17 protein-coding genes are annotated in these 18,300 nt (G+C 38.6%); 1 reads left to right on the top strand and 16 read right to left on the bottom strand.

Going from position 1 to position 18,300, the window contains the following annotated elements:
- Positions 1-119 precede the first annotated feature (119 nt).
- The 5 genes from CDH51_RS19900 to CDH51_RS19880 all read right to left on the bottom strand — a co-directional run bounded on the left by CDH51_RS19900 (position 120) and on the right by CDH51_RS19880 (position 7,831).
- Positions 120-3,449: a hypothetical protein gene (locus tag CDH51_RS19900; RefSeq protein WP_100630327.1), complete on the bottom strand. Its 3,330-nt coding sequence runs from the start codon at positions 3,447-3,449 to the stop codon at positions 120-122.
- A gap of 308 nt (positions 3,450-3,757) precedes the next feature.
- Complete coding sequence (locus CDH51_RS19895; RefSeq protein WP_100630326.1) at positions 3,758-4,237, bottom strand: DUF4265 domain-containing protein; 480 nt, start codon at positions 4,235-4,237, stop codon at positions 3,758-3,760.
- Between the two features lie 151 nt (positions 4,238-4,388).
- Positions 4,389-5,360 carry a hypothetical protein gene (locus CDH51_RS19890; RefSeq protein ID WP_100630325.1) on the bottom strand — a complete coding sequence of 324 codons (972 nt, stop codon included), beginning with the start codon at positions 5,358-5,360 and terminating at the stop codon, positions 4,389-4,391.
- A gap of 34 nt (positions 5,361-5,394) precedes the next feature.
- Entirely contained in the window at positions 5,395-6,138 is a 744-nt protein-coding gene (locus CDH51_RS19885; protein WP_100630324.1) for an HNH endonuclease, read from the bottom strand.
- Positions 6,139-6,319: 181 nt separating this feature from the next.
- Positions 6,320-7,831 carry an MFS transporter gene (locus CDH51_RS19880; protein WP_157807185.1) on the bottom strand — a complete coding sequence of 504 codons (1,512 nt, stop codon included), beginning with the start codon at positions 7,829-7,831 and terminating at the stop codon, positions 6,320-6,322.
- 356 nt (positions 7,832-8,187) lie between these two features.
- Here CDH51_RS19880 and erm(F) point away from each other — a divergent pair, with 356 nt between their 5' ends.
- Entirely contained in the window at positions 8,188-8,988 is an 801-nt protein-coding gene (gene erm(F) / locus CDH51_RS19875) for a 23S rRNA (adenine(2058)-N(6))-methyltransferase Erm(F) (RefSeq protein WP_042005545.1), read from the top strand.
- Positions 8,989-9,086: 98 nt separating this feature from the next.
- Here erm(F) and CDH51_RS19870 read toward each other — a convergent pair whose 3' ends face one another.
- From CDH51_RS19870 to CDH51_RS19820, 11 genes are all read right to left on the bottom strand, one after another.
- On the bottom strand, positions 9,087-10,850 hold the full coding sequence (locus tag CDH51_RS19870) for a tyrosine-type recombinase/integrase (protein WP_100630323.1): 1,764 nt from the start codon (positions 10,848-10,850) through the stop codon (positions 9,087-9,089).
- 137 nt (positions 10,851-10,987) lie between these two features.
- Entirely contained in the window at positions 10,988-11,152 is a 165-nt protein-coding gene (locus CDH51_RS19865) for a hypothetical protein (RefSeq protein WP_157807184.1), read from the bottom strand.
- Positions 11,153-11,253: 101 nt separating this feature from the next.
- Positions 11,254-12,078 (bottom strand): hypothetical protein, encoded by an 825-nt coding sequence (locus CDH51_RS19860; RefSeq protein ID WP_100630321.1) that lies wholly within the window; start codon positions 12,076-12,078, stop codon positions 11,254-11,256.
- A gap of 12 nt (positions 12,079-12,090) precedes the next feature.
- On the bottom strand, positions 12,091-12,924 hold the full coding sequence (locus CDH51_RS19855; RefSeq protein ID WP_100630320.1) for a DUF4138 domain-containing protein: 834 nt from the start codon (positions 12,922-12,924) through the stop codon (positions 12,091-12,093).
- Between the two features lie 3 nt (positions 12,925-12,927).
- The gene (gene traM, locus CDH51_RS19850; protein WP_100630319.1) at positions 12,928-14,268 is read right to left on the bottom strand and encodes a conjugative transposon protein TraM; all 1,341 of its coding nucleotides are present in this window, start codon (positions 14,266-14,268) and stop codon (positions 12,928-12,930) included.
- Positions 14,258-14,644: a hypothetical protein gene (locus CDH51_RS19845; protein ID WP_100630318.1), complete on the bottom strand. Its 387-nt coding sequence runs from the start codon at positions 14,642-14,644 to the stop codon at positions 14,258-14,260. The genes traM and CDH51_RS19845 overlap by 11 nt, the downstream gene beginning before the upstream one ends.
- Positions 14,641-15,258 carry a conjugative transposon protein TraK gene (gene traK, locus CDH51_RS19840; protein WP_100630317.1) on the bottom strand — a complete coding sequence of 206 codons (618 nt, stop codon included), beginning with the start codon at positions 15,256-15,258 and terminating at the stop codon, positions 14,641-14,643. The genes CDH51_RS19845 and traK overlap by 4 nt, the downstream gene beginning before the upstream one ends.
- A 28-nt stretch (positions 15,259-15,286) precedes the next feature.
- Complete coding sequence (locus CDH51_RS19835; protein WP_100630316.1) at positions 15,287-16,342, bottom strand: conjugative transposon protein TraJ; 1,056 nt, start codon at positions 16,340-16,342, stop codon at positions 15,287-15,289.
- Positions 16,335-16,967 carry a hypothetical protein gene (locus CDH51_RS19830; protein WP_198514360.1) on the bottom strand — a complete coding sequence of 211 codons (633 nt, stop codon included), beginning with the start codon at positions 16,965-16,967 and terminating at the stop codon, positions 16,335-16,337. The genes CDH51_RS19835 and CDH51_RS19830 overlap by 8 nt, the downstream gene beginning before the upstream one ends.
- An 11-nt stretch (positions 16,968-16,978) precedes the next feature.
- Entirely contained in the window at positions 16,979-17,608 is a 630-nt protein-coding gene (locus tag CDH51_RS19825; RefSeq protein WP_100630314.1) for a hypothetical protein, read from the bottom strand.
- A complete protein-coding gene (locus CDH51_RS19820; RefSeq protein WP_100630313.1) occupies positions 17,605-18,297 on the bottom strand; it encodes a conjugal transfer protein TraI in 693 nt (230 codons plus the stop codon). The genes CDH51_RS19825 and CDH51_RS19820 overlap by 4 nt, the downstream gene beginning before the upstream one ends.
- Between the last annotated feature and the right edge of the window lie 3 nt (positions 18,298-18,300).

The following is an 18,300-nucleotide window of genomic DNA, read 5'->3' as shown; positions in this document are numbered from 1 at the left end:
ATAAAGGCTTTTTGTTGTGAGGTCAGTAGCTTACGGCCACTGGATGAAAGTCGTGCGTTTTTAATTAAGTCTTCGATCATTTTGTTCCTAAGTTTAGGCAACAAAACTGGTCCAGTTATTTAAGCGGTTAAGAACAACTCACCGTACCATTGAACAACTTTTAAAAAATCCTTTTCTGTTTGAAGTTGTTCTTTTTCTGGATTGTTATAGTGTTTATGATAGGATAGACTAATGTATTTACTTTGCTTTGTAATAGTTTCAACCTTCTTTTTCAAATACAAGAATAGAAGTTCAAAACCAAAGTAATTTTCTAAGAAATTTAATGCTTTCTCTAAATAGTGAGAATCCAAGGGTATTTCTAATGTTGAATTGAATACAAAGTCTTTTATCAATTCGGAATGGTTGTCTAAGATTTCTTTATCTTCAAAAATTGAATGGAGCAAATGTCCATCTTCCCTTTCATTTTCACTGATTATAAAAATTCTAGAAATAATACTAAGAGTTCTCTGGGGATTAATTAAAATATATTTAGGGAGCGTGAATGAAATGCTCCATAATGCTTGAACCATTTTATTTTCAACTACATATTCAACATATTTTAAATCATCTTCATTATAATATTCAGTTTCCCTATTTCTTCCATTGGTTAGCATCCATAATACCGAACCTTTTACACATTCATATTCAAGATTCCATATTTTTTCAATTGTTGAGTAAAAATATTCCGAGTCTTTATAATTAGCTTTAATTAATGTTGAGAAATCACAAGATTGTTCTGGATAATTTTCTATTACAAGGTCAAGAAGTGTTTTCGATTCTTTGGGATAGTTTGAAATTAAATGAGATAGCACCTCATGGAAATTTGTAAAGTCTTTTTGTGTTAATTCTAACTTTATTTCTACGATATCTCTAAGAAAGTTATTTATGTCAGAATATTGCTCAATAATTTCATTCAATATTGTTTCAATATTTTTTCTAAGCGAAAAATACTCATCCAAGAATAAAAGAGTCAGCCTGTCTTTGGGGGTTTCTACATGTTCTGATAATGCAAGTAACGTATCAGCTGTATCCTTATATTCATCCTTTATTTCCCTTCTCTCAAATATCTTTAATTGACGAATCACTTTACTTCTTTCAGTCATACTTGGGTTATTTCCTAATACTTTCTTCAAAAACTCAATAACTAGTTCAACTTCCGCTTTTTGATTAAATACATATTTTTCTCTTTTATCTTCTGCCATGAAAAATAAGATTCGTAATATTTCGTCAAAGTATGCTTCTGAGTGTTTCTCAAAGCGAGTTAGAAGGTAAAGCTTGAACATCAAATTTAGCGCATCAATTCTTATACGTTCTGTTGTTTTATTGGATATAACAAAATGCCTCCCCCAAGAAAATGCATGTGTGTATTTGTCATAATATGATTCTCCTTCAAATTCAAGAACCAATAAAGTTTTTATGGAGTTAAAAATGTGATTGGCTAAAAATAGTTCTGGTATAACATCATTTAAGGAATCATTTAGCTTGTTAATAAGATATGTTTGTCTTTCACATGGTGAATAAGGTCGATAGCCATATTCAAAAAAGTCATAAACTCTATACCTAAAAACCTGTTGAAATATATTGCTCTCAACCTTTTTTGTTTTATATTCCAATAGTAATTCATATATATCATCAAGTTCTGTAACCTTATGAGAGTTTAATGCTGCTATAGATAGTATTGTTTCAATATTTTCATGTACTTCCTTAAAGGATTTAGTATAGAAAAAATGAACTTCTTCTTTATGCCAGAATTCATCAGAAGCAGCCTTGCTATTAATTAGGTCCTTTATTGCAAGAAAACAAATTCTAGGTTTTTTATATGTGAATGATTTTAGTGTTTCAAGGTTCGAAACTAAAATACTTATGCCTTCTTCATTATCAGTTTGTTTATTTTTAAAAGAAGACACAAAATCTAGTAGTAAGTTATCGATACTAAAATCAAGCCTTTCCGATTGTTCGACTTCAACAAGGTTACGAATAAGACGGTCAATAAAAATCTTGATGTCTTTTTTTAGCAAATATTTGATTCTTGTCGCTGAATCTAATAGTATTGTGTCACTATAAGGGTCTGGTTTAATATAGATTTCTGATTTCCTTGCGATGAATTCATATTCCTCTAGATAGTCTAATAACAAATTAGTTTCGCCAACATCAATATCATTCAGTTTGGAAAGTTCAAGAATTTCCTCTTCCGAATTTTTAATAGGTGAGAAAAAACTTAACAATTGAATTGTTTTATTTATTTTCTCTTTGTCTATTAAATATTTAATATGAATATCATTTATAACTTGATTCTTTAATTCCCTGACAAAAAGTTTGAAATTAGCTTCCTCAGACAAGTCAGATTTATATTTTCCATTTAAAGTTACTAAACATAGACCAAGCACAACAATCGGAATACCTTTAGACTCGTCAGATAATTTTTTTATTTCTATTTCTTTTAATCCAGGTAATTGCGATTTAAATAATTCTTGTGTTTCTTCATAGGTTAACCGTTCTATCTTTTGAATACCAATATTTCTGTTATGTGTAGCCAGTTCTTTAATAGTATCTTCATACATTGCTTTTCTGACAGTAAGCATAATTTTCACATTATCATGTCGATTAGCCGTATTGATAATGTCATTTAATATATTTGGATGTTTATGCGCATCATCGACTAGAACAATTATATGTTTTTCACTTTTCAATTGGTTTGCAAAATTCAAACTTTTATATGCGCTAACATCTAATACAAAAGCTTCATAGTTATCTTCATTGTCAATATATTGCTTGAAGTATTCAATACATATTCTGGTTTTGCCATATCCACCATCCGCTACGACCGAAATTATTTTTTTATCTGACATTTTGATTAAATAATCAATATTGTCTAGATCTGCTTTTCTTCCAATGAATGTGTTGTGAAATTGGTTAGGTAAATCATTATTATTTTCGTTTAATTGATATTTGAATGCTTCAAAGTATGGGATTAAAGCATCATCAAATGTTTTTTCAATTGCCTTTATTTGATTAATAAATGAAGAATTTAACTCCTTAATATGTAGCTCTAATGAATTTAGTTTATTTAAAGCAGTTTGAAAATGTATGTCCTCTATAAAATTCCAAGCTGTTGTACTTTTCTGCAATTCCAACTTAAAAAATGTAATTATGTCAGCGGTACTTTTTTCAAGTGTATTAATCTTCTCTGGCTCTTTAACACATTCTAATAAAAGTGAAAATCTACTTTTAGTAAATATTTTTTCTTTCTCCTTAATACCATAATTAACTGTCCATTGGTTTAAAGCATTATCAAAAGCTTTTTGAATTTCTTCTTCTAAACTACCATTATTAACAATTTTCTTAAGAGCTGATTGACCAACTCCAGTAATAATATTTGCAGCAATTCCAATTAAAATACTTTCAATCATAATTTATGGTCTTTGTGAAGTGGAAGGATTGCACTCTTTTGCAAATTTTGGATTGTGGGTCAGCTTGTGCGATTTGCAAATGTGTGCAATGTGCGAGGGCTTCCCCAACTGTCCCGTAGGGCAGAAGCGGGCGGGCAAAAACTAATTTTTTCTTGCACCAATCTTCAATAAATGAGACAATATTTTCAACCCATCTTTTCAAATTTCTAATCAGGTTATTTCTGTGTAATTCGGTCTTTTAGCCTTGCATACAACGGTTTGGCTATGCGCAGTGTTCCGAAGGGCATTGCGTATAGGTTTTGTTGTGCTTAGTTTTTTATTTCATTTCTGTGTTTTTCAGACAAGCATGGTTCGGTATATTCAAATATCCCTTGTTTCTCATATTCATCTAATTTTTTCTTAATCATTGAATAGTCAGAAGAAACTGGTATCTCCATGGAAAAGTAACTTTCGTTCAATCCTTCTGATGTACAACCCATAGATTTAAATTCGTCTCGAATGTTCTCTTTATTAATCCCTTCTTTAGTTATTGAGACTAAAACAATTGAGTTCCCTGAATGCTTGGTAGTCTCACGGTAAGTTAGAGTTTGTTCTGATTCGTCAAATTCTGCATAGAATTCATCATCCGTTGCGATTAGCGGTCCATAAAACGGAATACTGTCCAACTTATAAATTCCGTTTTTCTCGTCAATTTTGATTGCCCACATGGTTTCCACAGTTACTTCGTCCAAAACATTACTGTGGTATCGGAACAGAACTTTAGTGTATTTATCGTTTTCGTCAGTCATTTCTAATTAAGCACAACGTTTTGGCGCTTGGCGCAGTGGCGGATTTCGGAGCACAAAACTGTCAATACACCACAAAAGTTGATGCGAGGTAGAATGTTCAATTAACCACTTCACCCGCCATTGAGCCAAACGCCTGTTAGCGGTTCGTTTTTTATATTGTCCGTATTGCCATTTCATCAATAAATTTCTCAAAGCATTTTAAAGCGTACTGTTCACCTGGCTTGTTTAATTCTTCAATTAGGTTGCTCCATCCCTTTTTTAAACTAGTCTTTTTGTAGAAGTCAACCATTTTTTTACTTGCTGCATACTTCCATTCATTCGTACTATTGACAATCATTTCTATAAGTGTCATCCATAAAAGCCAATATTGGTCTGCTTTAAATTCTCTTATTATTCTATTTAAAACAGGGTCGCTTTCTTGTCCTAAATATTTCGAATACGACAATAGACCAATTCTTAATGTCCAAATGTGTTGCAAAAGCACCTTTTCATTTCGTGAATTGTCTTTGACTAACTTTATTGCAATGTCAATTAAGTTTATAAGATTGTCTCTGTGATTTGTTCCATCATCAAATGATGAAAACCATAAAACATCCTTGTATTTATAGTTTTCAAGAAATGTAAAGGCATCATCTTGATAAAGTCCATATCTTATATTTCTATTCCAATCAATCTGCATCTGCTGTTGTTGTTCGTTTTTAACAGCTACTAGCAGTCGGCTACCCTTAATTTGAGTTTCTAATTTTGCTGAATGAACTAAAGCTTGACTTACAATAAAATCTTTTGTAAGGTTTGGGGCTGTTTGTCTATCTTCAACATTCACAATCCCTACACTCATTGCTCCACGAGGTAGAAGAAAAAACTTTGATAACTCTGTGTAAGAATCATTTTTTAATAGGCATTTCTGATAAATTGCAGCAAGGCAATTTATTAGGTCTTCCCTTGAGTCAGAGTAGGCTAATAGTGAATCTGAAAATAAATGTCCATTTACACTTGGTCTTTTTTTGATTTCTTTAAATGCTATGTTATAAAAGTCATTCAAAATTACTCTTGCTTTATTTTCGTCATTATTAACCATTTGGCTAAATCCAAGAAGGTCTATAAATGCTAGTATTTTTTCCATTATATCTATTTATATTAATGAGTTAGCTCGTCTTTTATCTTATTTTCTTGTATATATTTCTCAAAATGTCTTTTTCTTCTTCGTTCTCGGTGATTGTCCCTTTAAGAACGATGTAACCAAGTTCTTTTACCTGTTCAAAAGTCTTGTTTGTTGCTCTAATAAAGTCGCCAAACTCAAACCATTTTTCACCTTTTTGTTTTAGTGCAATTTGATATGCGAAAAAATTGTCTTTCCCATAAATTCTAATTTGATGATGTAAATGTGTCGTGAAATAATATTTCTTGTTGTTTTTTGTGTAAGCCGTTTCCCAATCTGAATTTTGAATAAAATCACTAATTTTCTTAAATACTTTTAAAACGTCTTGACTTAATAATTGGTCTTCACGTGTCAAAAACTCAACACAAGTACTCCCAACTGTCTTGTAACCAAAGTTGGGATGATAAATTAGATGTTCATATCTAATTTCTGTCCCACAACCATTTTTTTCGCAAATGCCGTAAAGCCCTTCTAAGTCGTCTATTGAAATTAAAGTCCAACCGTCAGATGGTTCTTTAATTCCGTGTTGTTCAGCGTGGCAACCTTTACAAAGTGTCAAACAGTCGCTTAGCGGATATTCCCAAACTTCAAGTCCACGTTTATAAAGTTTGTGATGTGTCTGCAAAATAACTTCTCCTTTTTTTCTTCCACACTTCAAGCATTTATAGCCGTCTCTTCTTTGAACTTTTTCAGAAAAGTCAAACCAATTTTCGTTGTAATATGCTCGTCTTTTCTGCTTCATTGTCCGTTGAAGTTCTGTCGTCTTAAAATGACCGCTAACGGTTAGTATATGAAAAGTAGGCGATTTCGAAGCACTAAACTTTCGATTAAGCACAAAGTTTGATACGAGCCAAAACCCTTGGTATTACCACTATGTCGCCTATTTTTTATATACATTGTTAGGTGCTGGCTTTTTTGTCTTACTAATTGATATTCAACCATCTATTCGTTCCGCCACAAAGCCAAATTGCATTGAGTCCATATTCTTTTAAAAGTTTTGCTCCGTCTGCTGAACGTCCACCACCTTTTCCACAAGCTGTTACAAACTGGAAGTTTTTGTCAAGCTGTGAAATTTTATCTTTCAGTTCTTGAAGTGAAATGTTTAAGGCATTTGGAATGTGAGATTGTTCGTATTCTTCTTTACTTCTTACGTCAATGATTTGAATTTTTTTATTCGCTTGAAGTGCTTGTTTTACTTCATCAACTTCAATACACTCTTTTATGGTTTTTATTTGCTTTGGCATACGGAACTTAATTATGAGTGAAGAAATAATGGTCAATCCACCAATTAGGAAAATGGCATATTCGACTCCAAACAAGTCAGCGGTAATGCCTGAAATTACTGCTCCAAAGGCATAACCTAAATCTCTCCACAGTCTGAAAGAACCAATACTTTCTGCTCGTTGTTTCGGGCTTGTCGCTTGTGCAATGGTGGATAAGAAAGTTGGATAAACCAATGCTGTTCCCAAACCTAAAATTGCTGAAATGGAAGCCAAAACATAAAAGTCGCTACTGAATGGAATAAGTAAAATGGCTAAACCTTGCAAAAGCATACCCCAAAAAAGCATTGCTTTTTTTGAGTAGTGGTCAGACATTTTACCCGTAAAAAGTTGTCCGATACCCCAAACTGTTGGGTAAATGGCTGTGATTATTCCAATATTTTCGTTGTCGAAGTTTAACGAAAACAGAACGATTGGAAGTAAGCCCCAAATCATTCCGTCATTCAGGTTGTTTACAAGTCCTGCTTGTGTAACAGAACTCAAAGTTTTGTTTTTAAAAGTAGTTTCCAAAAACACATTGTCAAGTTGTGCGGTGTTGTCGGTTGCACTTTCTTTATGAACAAAAACCCTTGTGTCTTTTACCCATAAGGCGGTCAATATGAAACCAACAATTGAAATGAAAATGCCTATGTAAAATGGATAAGGTGTAATACCATAAGTGTTAGCAATATAACCTGTCAAGAATGCTACTACGCCAACGGCAAAATAACCTGCAAATTCGTTTAAGCCCATTGCAAAACCACGGTCTTTTTCTCCAACAAGGTCTATTTTCATTACAACTGTGCTACTCCAAGTAAGTCCTTGACTTACACCCAAAAGCACATTGGCAAAAATCACCCAACTCCAACTTGAAGCGTATATGAGCATAAAAGGAATGGGTATTGCGAGAAGCCAACCGAATAGAAGTAAATTTCTGCGTCCAAATTTGTTGGCAAGTCGTCCTGTATAATAGTTGGCAATTGCCTTTGTAATACCAAAGGCTGTAATGAATGATAGTATAGCGGTTTTTGAAGCTACTCCAAATTCCAATTCGGCAAATTGCGGAAAAATAGTCCTTTCCATTCCTATCATACCGCCTACAAAGGCGTTTACGATTACCAAAATGGTAAACTGCTTCCAGTTTTCTTTAAGTCCGAGTTTTATATTTTCTGTCATTTCTTTTCTTGCAAATTTCTGTTTATTTATTCTTTTAGTTTGTTACAAATGTCACTTTGTTTCAGTGATTGTCTGTCGTCCTACGCTTGCACCTAACGTTTCTCAGCTATACGCAGGCAGGGATTTTAACCACTGAACTTCCTACGAAGAACTGAACTTCAAATTTACCACTTTCCTGTCTTACGAAGCACGAACCCCCTGCTTGCGTATAGGTGATGTTATGCGGTCGGCTTTCATTTTCTCTTCTTTCTCGTTAATTTGTCAAGCAAAGTTACTAAATTTGCAGTCAAGCAATTTCAATTTTTGAATTATGAATTGTGATTTGAATTCAAGTATTCACCTGTAAGAAGTTACTAATGACAAAAAAGAAATTGCCCGTTCGTTTTACGGGTCAGCACTTTACTATTGATAAAGTGCTAATAAAAGATGCAATAAGACAAGCAAATATAAGTAATCAGGATACGGTTTTAGATATTGGGGCAGGCAAGGGGTTTCTTACTGTTCATTTATTAAAAATCGCCAACAATGTTGTTGCTATTGAAAACGACACAGCTTTGGTTGAACATTTACGAAAATTATTTTCTGATGCCCGAAATGTTCAAGTTGTCGGTTGTGATTTTAGGAATTTTGCAGTTCCGAAATTTCCTTTCAAAGTGGTGTCAAATATTCCTTATGGCATTACTTCCGATATTTTCAAAATCCTGATGTTTGAGAGTCTTGGAAATTTTCTGGGAGGTTCCATTATCCTTCAGTTAGAACCTACACAAAAGTTATTTTCGAGGAAGCTTTACAATCCATATACCGTTTTCTATCATACTTTTTTTGATTTGAAACTTGTCTATGAGGTAGGTCCTGAAAGTTTCTTGCCACCGCCAACTGTCAAATCAGCCCTGTTAAACATTAAAAGAAAACACTTATTTTTTGATTTTAAGTTTAAAGCCAAATACTTAGCATTTATTTCCTGTCTGTTAGAGAAACCTGATTTATCTGTAAAAACAGCTTTAAAGTCGATTTTCAGGAAAAGTCAGGTCAGGTCAATTTCGGAAAAATTCGGTTTAAACCTTAATGCTCAAATTGTTTGTTTGTCTCCAAGTCAATGGGTAAACTGTTTTTTGGAAATGCTGGAAGTTGTCCCTGAAAAATTTCATCCTTCGTAGTTCAAAGTCGGGTGGTTGTCAAGGTGATTTTTTTTGGTTTGGTGTCGTCTTTTAAGCTGCCGCATAACTAGTAAATATCCTCAATGATATGTAACTATTTATAAATTTTTTCTGATTATTCGGTCCAATGGACTCTCTATTCGATCGTTTTGCTTCTGGCTGACATGGGTATAGACGGTAGTGGTTTTGATGGAAGAATGACCTAATAACTTCTGAATAAATCGAATATCCGTACCACCTTCCAATAGGTGCGTGGCAAAACTATGTCTCAGCGTATGAATACTTGCTTTTTTGCCAATATTGGAATTTTTTACAGCTTTTCGCATGATCGCTCCGCAGCTTGAAGTAGAGTAAGGCTCCCCTTTGATTTGTCCCTCAAATACATATTTGGTCGTTTGGTATATGCCTCGATAGATTTCAAAATAACGTAGGGTAGCGAAAGGCAGCATTACATAGCGGTCTTTTTTACCTTTCCCTTCTACGATCTTGATTCGATGCCTATCAAAATCCAAATGCTCCCATTCCAAATTGCAGATCTCAGATACCCGAAGACCGGATCCATAGGCAATCAGTAAAATCAATTTGTGCTTAGGCTGCTCCACTGCCTGGAGTACCCGCTTACACTCTTCGATACTTAATACCTTCGGAAGGGTTTTCTCTTTTTTGGGACGGGGGATATTCCATAGCTCGGTATCATTCCATTCCAGGACATGCCTATAATAATACTTCAAGGCATTGACAATCATATGCCCACTGGATGACTTGAGCCCGAGCTCTGTCAGGGAGGCCAAATAGTTGATGATCTGCTTTCGATCCATTGTCTTGGGATCTGCATAGGCCTGACTTCGTAAAAAACTAATAAAGGCTCCGCTATAGCTTTTTATAGTTTTGGGACTGTAGTTCATCGCCATCAGCATGTTTACCATTTCCTCCAGGTATTCCGATGCATGTTCAGGAATCATTTCCAGCAGGCTTTGCTTGGTCTTGATCAGTTCCAGGCTTTTGGATTTCAAAGCCTTTTTGGGCGATAGATAGGATTGATCCACATGCCAAATGATCTGAGGGTCAAATTCGCTCAGCAGTAATTTCAGTGTCTCAAGGTGTTTGGGTGTTGCCGGGATTAAATATCCATCCTGTTTTTTACTGTATCTACAATTTGCTAGTCTGCGCAAAGTATCCGATACTCTAAAATCTCCCGAATGCCGGATCAACATAAATCGGCTATCGGATTCGTAGGCGCCAACCTCCAGGTTCAGGTCACTTTTAGTTTGATCCCGATAGTAGAAGTTTTCAGGAAAAATGGTAATCCCAAAGATAGCCTCGACTTTTTGCTTTACCTCTGCATGGCGAAGGATCATGTAGACCTTTTGGTTTTGATTCCAATAGACACCCTTTACTTTCTTAAGTGCTTGGACATATTGCTGTACATAGCGGATTTTGAGCACCCAATACTTCCCGACATCGGGCAGCACCTGCAGTTTCAACCTCGGATCAATCTGTTTGCTTTCAGATTTATGTGCCAAACCATCAGATTTCTTTGTCTGAGATGGCAATTCGCGCTGCTGCGCTATGGGCAAATTTTCATCCCGACTGTCGGGAGTTGCCTTGGGTTGAACAGGTTTCTTAGCTAATGGGTCAGCAAGAATTTCGATATGTTCAAAATTTCTTTTAAGCTCTTGATAGGAACTGCTTTTATAGGGGATATACCAGCAGCTGTGGGTCTTGCTGTACTTTGCTCCAAGTTGTTGGATGGAACTCTTGGCTTTTTGGTCTCTCCAATCAATATGAACGGCAATCTGATAGTTTCCTCTATGCCAAAGTTTTTGGATACGGATGCTGGATTTTTGAGATTGCCCGATCATCTTGTTTAAAAAGAAAAATCAAAAAAGAAACAACAAGTTGAAAATACAGATTTTTCGGATCAGTCTAAATACTTACCTAAAAAATATTTTTTGCTTTGATATTAAAACCGGATACTAGGAAACACATAATCTCTGAATCAAGCTTTTTTGTTGGCTATCCCATTTTCATTTCTTAAGGTTTCATCAATACTGATAAAATTAGCATTTCTATCCAGATTCATGGTAGGTTTTCCGGTATTGTTCTGAGACCAGTCATATCCTTTCAAATTGATTTCAAAAAAGACTCCGTTCTTCTCAGTCATCAATCCTAAAAAAATAAATCCGACCTCGCTCGCGCAAGGCCGGATTCTGTCCAAAAACACCCCTGTAGGTCAGAGATACATTTAAAACGAAAACCAAGAAATCAAATTGCTCTTCCTCTGGATTTTCTCGGCCGGGCTGCTTTTTGTCCTGGCATTTCGTCCGAGGCAACAGATTTACTCGTTTTCTCCTGCTTGTTCAACTCTTTTTTTTTATCAGTTCCCAAGCCCTCCTTTTGATCCGAAGAAACAGTCTGCTTCGCTCCCAGAATCTCGGAATTCTTCACCGAGTTCATATTGACATCATAGACATTGATGGATTTAAACTTGGGATTCGCTTCCACAAACATAATCTCCTCCATCCCCTTTCTTTCCATAACTACCGGATAGGTATTCCCTTTTTTCAGGGATTTCAGCATCCAGTCCATCTTGGTTTCATCCTGCAATTCCTTGATGGGAAACTTCTGTAAGGCCTCCTTTAAATCGTATCCATATTTCTCATGGAACTGATTGATGGGGAAGTTATTCTTCTCATCCTTTTTACTCAAATCCAGCTGCAGCCAAGCTTTAAAAGGTTCCTTGTCTGCTCCCAAAAGGGATTTCTCCACTGCCCTACCCTCCAATAAATTGAAAGCTTCCTTTACCGTTATTCCCTGATTTTGGTAAAAGGTATGGGTCTTGGGTTCCTGCCCTGTCTCCGGGTTTTGGAGCTTGGCTTCAAACTTATTGAAGAAATACCGATCAGAAATCTGGGATTTCTTAAAGGATAAATCCATATCCATTTGCTTCCCTTCCAAATTCACTTGGTAAGGAAGGGAAAACTCTTCTTTTCCACTTTGGATCTCCTTTTTTAGTGCTGCATTTAACTGATCCTCAAATCCGCTGTACTTGAGTTTCTCTGTCAGGAATTCATAATTCTCCTTGTCCATAATTGTGTTGGTTTAGTGTGTGTCGATAAGTAGTGGTAATGACTTGGCCTGCAAAAGGTCTCTTCCCTTTAGACTAAGTTGAAGTTCCCGGTCTCCCCTCGCTTCCCGTAAGCGAAAGACCAGGCGTTTTTGATTGGCAATCGTGAAAACCGGATAGGCCAATACCATGGATTTTAGTTCTTGACCGCTCTCAATCCCAACCTTTTCATTGAGCCCGCTTACCAGAGAAAAAGCCGGTTCCAAATCCACCTCCCGGCTGGTAGACCGCTTCGAAGATCTGCTATCCACAATCCTTACTTCGGGTCCTATAGGTTGGAATGGAATTCTGGAAGTATTGTGTAACATCAAATCAAAAAAGAGCAAGCCATCCTGAAAATAGATCCCCTTGATCCAAAAGAAAATCTCATAGCGGAATTGCCTTTTGATTGATTTGGACTCCAAGGAAGCCAGGTTCTTGGCCACTCCCTCAAATTCACTGGAGTTCATTCCCAAAGAAGATTTAAGCTCCGAACCTCGCTCCTTCTTGTTTCTAAAATCCCAAGTGGTATTCAGTGGGTCTTCGGAATAGCGTACCGCAAACTCATGGATTCTCCCATCACTGGTCAAAACATGCAGATTGGTATTTGGCATATCCTTACTTCCTGCCTTCAGTTTAAGCAGATTCACTGCCTCCGCATCCTTTTGACCCAACAACCATTGCGATCCCCTGTCAATGGATTGAATAGGGGCATCGAAAATCAGGACCGTGGTTTTATCCCAGGCAACCTCCAATTCAGGAGATTGGGCCCAAAGCACTGAGCTCCAAATGAGCCCCAAAAACCCTACTATCAATTTTACTTTTTGCATGGCTTAGTGGGTTTTGGAATTGGAAAAATCAATCAGTAATAGCGGATGACCTCCTTTGATCTTCAATTTCTTGAGTCTGCTTTTAGACCGGATAAGGGACCGGGAAGCCTCTACCCCTGAAGAAGCCAACTGACTCTGCCAATCCATTCCCATGGAGTTGATCCGTATTCCCTGAGCTCCTCTTGCCGATTCATCTAACCAATGGGAAGAAGCTTTCTGATCAGCTATTTCTACACCGGGTAAACCATCTAAGCCATAAGCCTTTAAGCTCACAGGAATCAAGCTATCCTTCCAAACCAAGCCTGAAACACTCAACTGCAATCTTGCTCCGGAAAGACTGGTATTAGCATGAATGACAGTTCCTTCTGGAATTTGAATATCTCCCAAGTTCAGTTTCTGATCCAAGATCAACTCCACTGCTTCACCCGGGAAAATCTCCTGATTTTCCGCTACATGAGCTTTGATCGTAGATCGAAAGGAATCAGAAATCTGCCCTTCCCCTACTGATTTCTCCAATCCAAAAAATCCGTTTGAAAAAATTCCATTTGCAGGCTGTGATTCCTGAATACCCGTAGTAGATCCAGGATTAAGGGCATCAGGCATTTTATCCCAATTCCCCTCAGAACCCTCCTCATTCTCCTTAGAAATGGACAAGGGCCTCATTCCATTTAGCTCAGCAATTGCGGGGTTCTCCCCGCTCTCTTCTACCCCTTGTTGAAGCAGCAGCAGTTTATCCAAAAGACCTTCCAACTGATCCAATTCCGGATCGGAAGCGGATCTCCCCTCCAACTGATCCATCATTCTTTCCCATTCCATCTTCTCCTTCAACAGATCCTTGGAAAGCTCTCCCTTCAGCTCAGTCGGCTCTTGATTTTGCTTCAAAGCCAATTCCTGCTCCTGCTGCAAGAGCTTTTCCAATTCCTTTAACTGTTCCATCATAGCCTGTTCAGGATCAGCTAATTCCACAGAACTTTTTTTGCTTGCAAAAGCAAAGGAAGGGGCCGGATTATCCGAACTTGGAAGTACCATTTGATCCAAACCTAAATCCTCATCCACATTTTTTGACTCCACCAAGGGTTTTTGAAAGAAGGCCGGTATCTCCAAATCCCTTGGTTCCTCCCTCAATTTCTCCTCCATACGATAGGCTTCTGATTTGGAAGTTTTTTGATCTTTGATCAGGACCTTGGGCATTTCCTGATTGAATCCTTTAGGGACTTCATCCGGGACCTGAGCATCTCCTCCCTTCATCCCCAATAAAAAGAGGATGGGGACGATGAGTACCGGAAGACAAAGGAGAAAAACTCCCTTTCGCTGTTCGGCACGATTTGTTTGCTTATTCTTCATAGCATATTGGTTTTGGTGAAAGATAAATTAAGAGTGTATCGGGCGCGATAAGGGGGTCTGTTTGGGGAAGCGGTGCGATTAAGACGGCCGGACTGATTTTAGCTTTGCCGGCTGAATCAGCCATCCGGTAAGGGAGATAGATCAGCAAACCTATCAGCAGGAAGAGCAGCGCATACATCCACTTTCTCTTTTTTTGACTGATGCATTGATCCCAAGATTGAAGCCTTAGAGTCAGGCTTCTGAGGATGGGCTCCATCCTTGCCTCTAGCCAGGTAAGGGTAATTGCATAGGATCTCGAAGGAATAATCCCATCCCGCTCAGATTCCGTCAGACTATCAATAACCTGACTTTTCCCATTGATGGCCTTGCTGATCATCGGGCTAGTTGTTTTAGGTCTTTATTCTCAAGGATCTCCCAGTTTTCAATTAAAAAGCCATGAGGATTAGCAGGACTCCGCTGAATAAGGCGAAGATTACCTCCGGTAATCAGGGAGCGGATCAGTTTGGTACTGGAACGGACAATTTCCTGCTTGGCAAAAACCCGGAAGGGATAGTCCGCCCGGGATTCATCCACCACAATACTGTCCAAGAGAATCCTTTGGCTTACGTTTGCAGCCATCATACGCTTGAAGTATCCCTCCTCCCGCAGGTTATCCAGATGAAACTGCACACTTTTATCCCCCAAGTACAAAGCTTCCTCCAACTGCTTTTCAATCAGACGCTCATCGGGAGAGAGATTGAACAAAAGGCGGTGAAACTGGCGTAGATGCCCTTCTGCCTCTACCCGGATCACTGCTTCCCGAGGATTGGCAAATGCCTTCAAAACCTGATCCTGAGAAATCAGGTATACTTCCTGTCTTGCCTGACGCACTGCCTCCCAACTCATCCAAGTCATCAGGCTGGCTCCCAGCACCGAGACGGAGATCAGGATCAGTGTCCAAAACTTCAGGTGAAGAAAGGCGGTATCCAATTCTTTGAGTTGCCTTAGCATAATTCAGTGGTTTTATAGGTTTGAAACATTAGCGCAGCATTTTCTGAAATTGCCGGGGGTATTGAGAAAGCACATTGCTGCTTTTGTGTAGCAGGGAATCCTTCCCTCCTGCATAAATGATGTAATTGGATACAGAAGGCACCGTGGTATAGCCCAAAATCGCCACCACCATAAAAATCAAAAAAGCTGTATCGGTAGAGGAAAAAAAGGTTTTGCCACCCGTCTCAATTTGAGAAAGGTCGATTTTCAACATCCCCTTTTGCACCTCATTGATGATAAAACTGAAGATATTGGCCACGGGTAGCCACAAAAACACATTGATATACCGGGCTATCCATTGGACCAGCGTATGCTGAAAACCTTCAAATACTGCCAATCCAAAACTTATGGGGCCTAAAATTCCCAAGACTACCAGATAAAAAAGCCGGATCACATTTATCCCCAAACCAGTAGCCTGATAGAGCACCTGCAATACTTCAGACATCCAGGTCTTAATATTCAGCTGCATCTGAAAAGAAGCCTTTTCCATGGCAAACTGAATTCCGTTCCCCACACTTTCCATCCAGCCTTCCTCTCCTGCCCCGGGATTGGAATACTCATACCATAGATCCCGATCACCGCTTCCGGTATTGCCTACATACATATTCCAGAACTGCCCTTCCTTCATGGCCTTTTTCTTGGCCTCTATCAACTGGTTGATACCATCCTGGGAGGAAACCCGCAACTTTTCCGTGGCAAGCATCACCGGACTTAAAATCAGTTCAATGCTTCCTGTTACCCAGGAAAAATTGACAATCAAAATACCCAATACAAAGGGGCGGAAGAGAGGATAAAAATCGACCGCCTCAGCCTCGGCAATATGCTTCCAAACCCGGTTTCCGATATAGAAAATCGCCCCGATACCAGCAATGGATCTAGCCGCAGATTGCAGCACACCCGTGTCTTCGCCAATGGTTTCGCTTACCGAAGCAATTACCCGATTAAAGTCCTCTATGTATAATGCCAAATCATTGGCAAAGAGTACCTGAGGAAAGAAAAGCCCTATTCCCAATAGCCCTGAAATACGAAAAAAAGACTTATTCATAGCTCAGGATTTTTTCCAAACTCTCCAACTCCCCTTGCTTTTGCTTTCGTAAATCCAATAGCTCCCGATATGCCCAATTCCATCGTCCCAAACCTATCAAAAGATTCTCCATGGACTGATGAATCCGGTCGATGCTCCGTATTCTTTCCCCGTCATCCATCTGCAACTGTCCATCAGCAAGTAACAAGAGCAGGGTTTCCATATTTTCCATTCCTGCCTTTGAAAAAGCAGTAAAGCTTTGAATCACGCGTTCCTGTTCCTCCCAATCCTCCAAATCCAGTTTATTCAGCTCCTCCCGAATCCAGGAAACTGCCTGAACCAAGCGAACTTGATACTGTATGATTTCAGCGACCTTGTAATAGGATTTAACCTCCGTGCTTACCTGAGTCAAGCGGTTTAGAAAAGCCTCATGAAGCCTAAAATTCCCCTCTGTAATTCCCTTTACCTGTTGAAAACCCGATTGAAGGATTTGATACTTCTCCTTCTTGTTGTCAAGCATTTCCCGTAACTGTTCCAGCTTCTCCACATTCAAAAGCAATTGCCTGACTTCATCACTTTGAGCCTTCAATGGACCTCCTGTCACCATCAAGAAAAGAGTCATCATGCCTATTAGTATCCCTTTCATCATATTCTGTTTTAGTATTGGTTTGATTCAATAATCCGCTTCTGTTCCTGCTCCTGAGCCAATCGGCTATTTCCTAACAGAAATACCCGGTTCAGGTCAGCTGCCAACTTTTCCAGCTGCCTCTCCAAGTCTATCAGCAATTCAGCCCGGATAGCATCTTCCATTTCCAAGTCAGAGGATATCAAAAGGGAATAGGACTCTCCCAGCTCCAAACAGCGCTTTTCCATTACCTGAAGAATTTCACTGAGCAGTCCATGGGATTCCAAATGCTTTCCTTCCTGATCCCAATGGAATCTGACTTTCCGAATTCTGGGAATCAGTTGTTCAGGAAGTAAGCCTTTCCCCTCCATCCGGTCCAATACCAATCTCGCTTGAGGTCCGGCCTTCTTCCAGCCTTCAAAAAATTCCTGATGGACTAAAAACTCTCCTTCTTTCCAATCCGAAACCATACCCAGCCCGACTTGAAAAATCCGGCCTGCATCAGCCAAGAGTTCAGACTGAACCTTCAATGCCCCAATTTGAAGCAGGAGGTATTTTTCCTGAGTCTGCTTTTGCTCAAAGAGTTCAGACCAAGTCTGAGCAGTAAGAGGATAAACAGCAACATACCCAACCAAGAAAATCAACACCAACAGCTTTCTCATTTGAAAAGGTTTTCCAGTGTTCTTCCTTCCTTCAGCCAATAGCTGCGCTGGGAACTGAGGGACTCCAACTGCAAATTCAATTGGGTGAGTGTTCTGAAATTCCCATGCATACGTTGCTCCAAATCCATGATTTGTTCCAACCGCTCCCCATCACTGACCTGCAAAGCATAAGATCGCAGTACCTGTGTAAGCTCCTGAATATTTTGGGCACTCTGACGGAGTATTTCTCCATAGCGCCGCTCAATCAAAAGAATTTCCTGCGGACTGAACATCCCTCCTTCCACTATCAAATTCCAGCTTTTTTGGTAGGCCCGGAGCAATTCTGCCTGAGATGCAGAAATCGCCTTCACCTTTTGGAACTGAGTAATCAAGGATTTTACCTTCCAGAGACTTTCATAATAATCTCCATACAAATCCCGCTGCTTTTGGGACCAGGAAGCTATCTCTGCCAATTGGTTTTCTGTCAGCACATTTTCCAGCTTTTGCTGCGCCTGCTGAAGCCAAATCGTCTCATTTTGCATGCGCTGGATTTTCAGATCCACCGCTACAATGATCTTCTTCACTCCCTGCCGAATAATCTCCGCAATGGGTACGGACGCTTTCGCTTCCTGATGAGGCAGTAACACTGCGAGCCAGAAAAGGCTGATAAGCAATGAAATCCTTAATAATCTTTTGTTTAAATTCTTCATGTT

The organism is Algoriphagus formosus, assembly GCF_002807035.1.
Lineage (GTDB): Bacteria > Bacteroidota > Bacteroidia > Cytophagales > Cyclobacteriaceae > Algoriphagus > Algoriphagus formosus.
The sequence above is the reverse complement of the archived record's forward strand: the minus strand, read 5'-3'. Positions and strand labels throughout refer to the sequence as shown.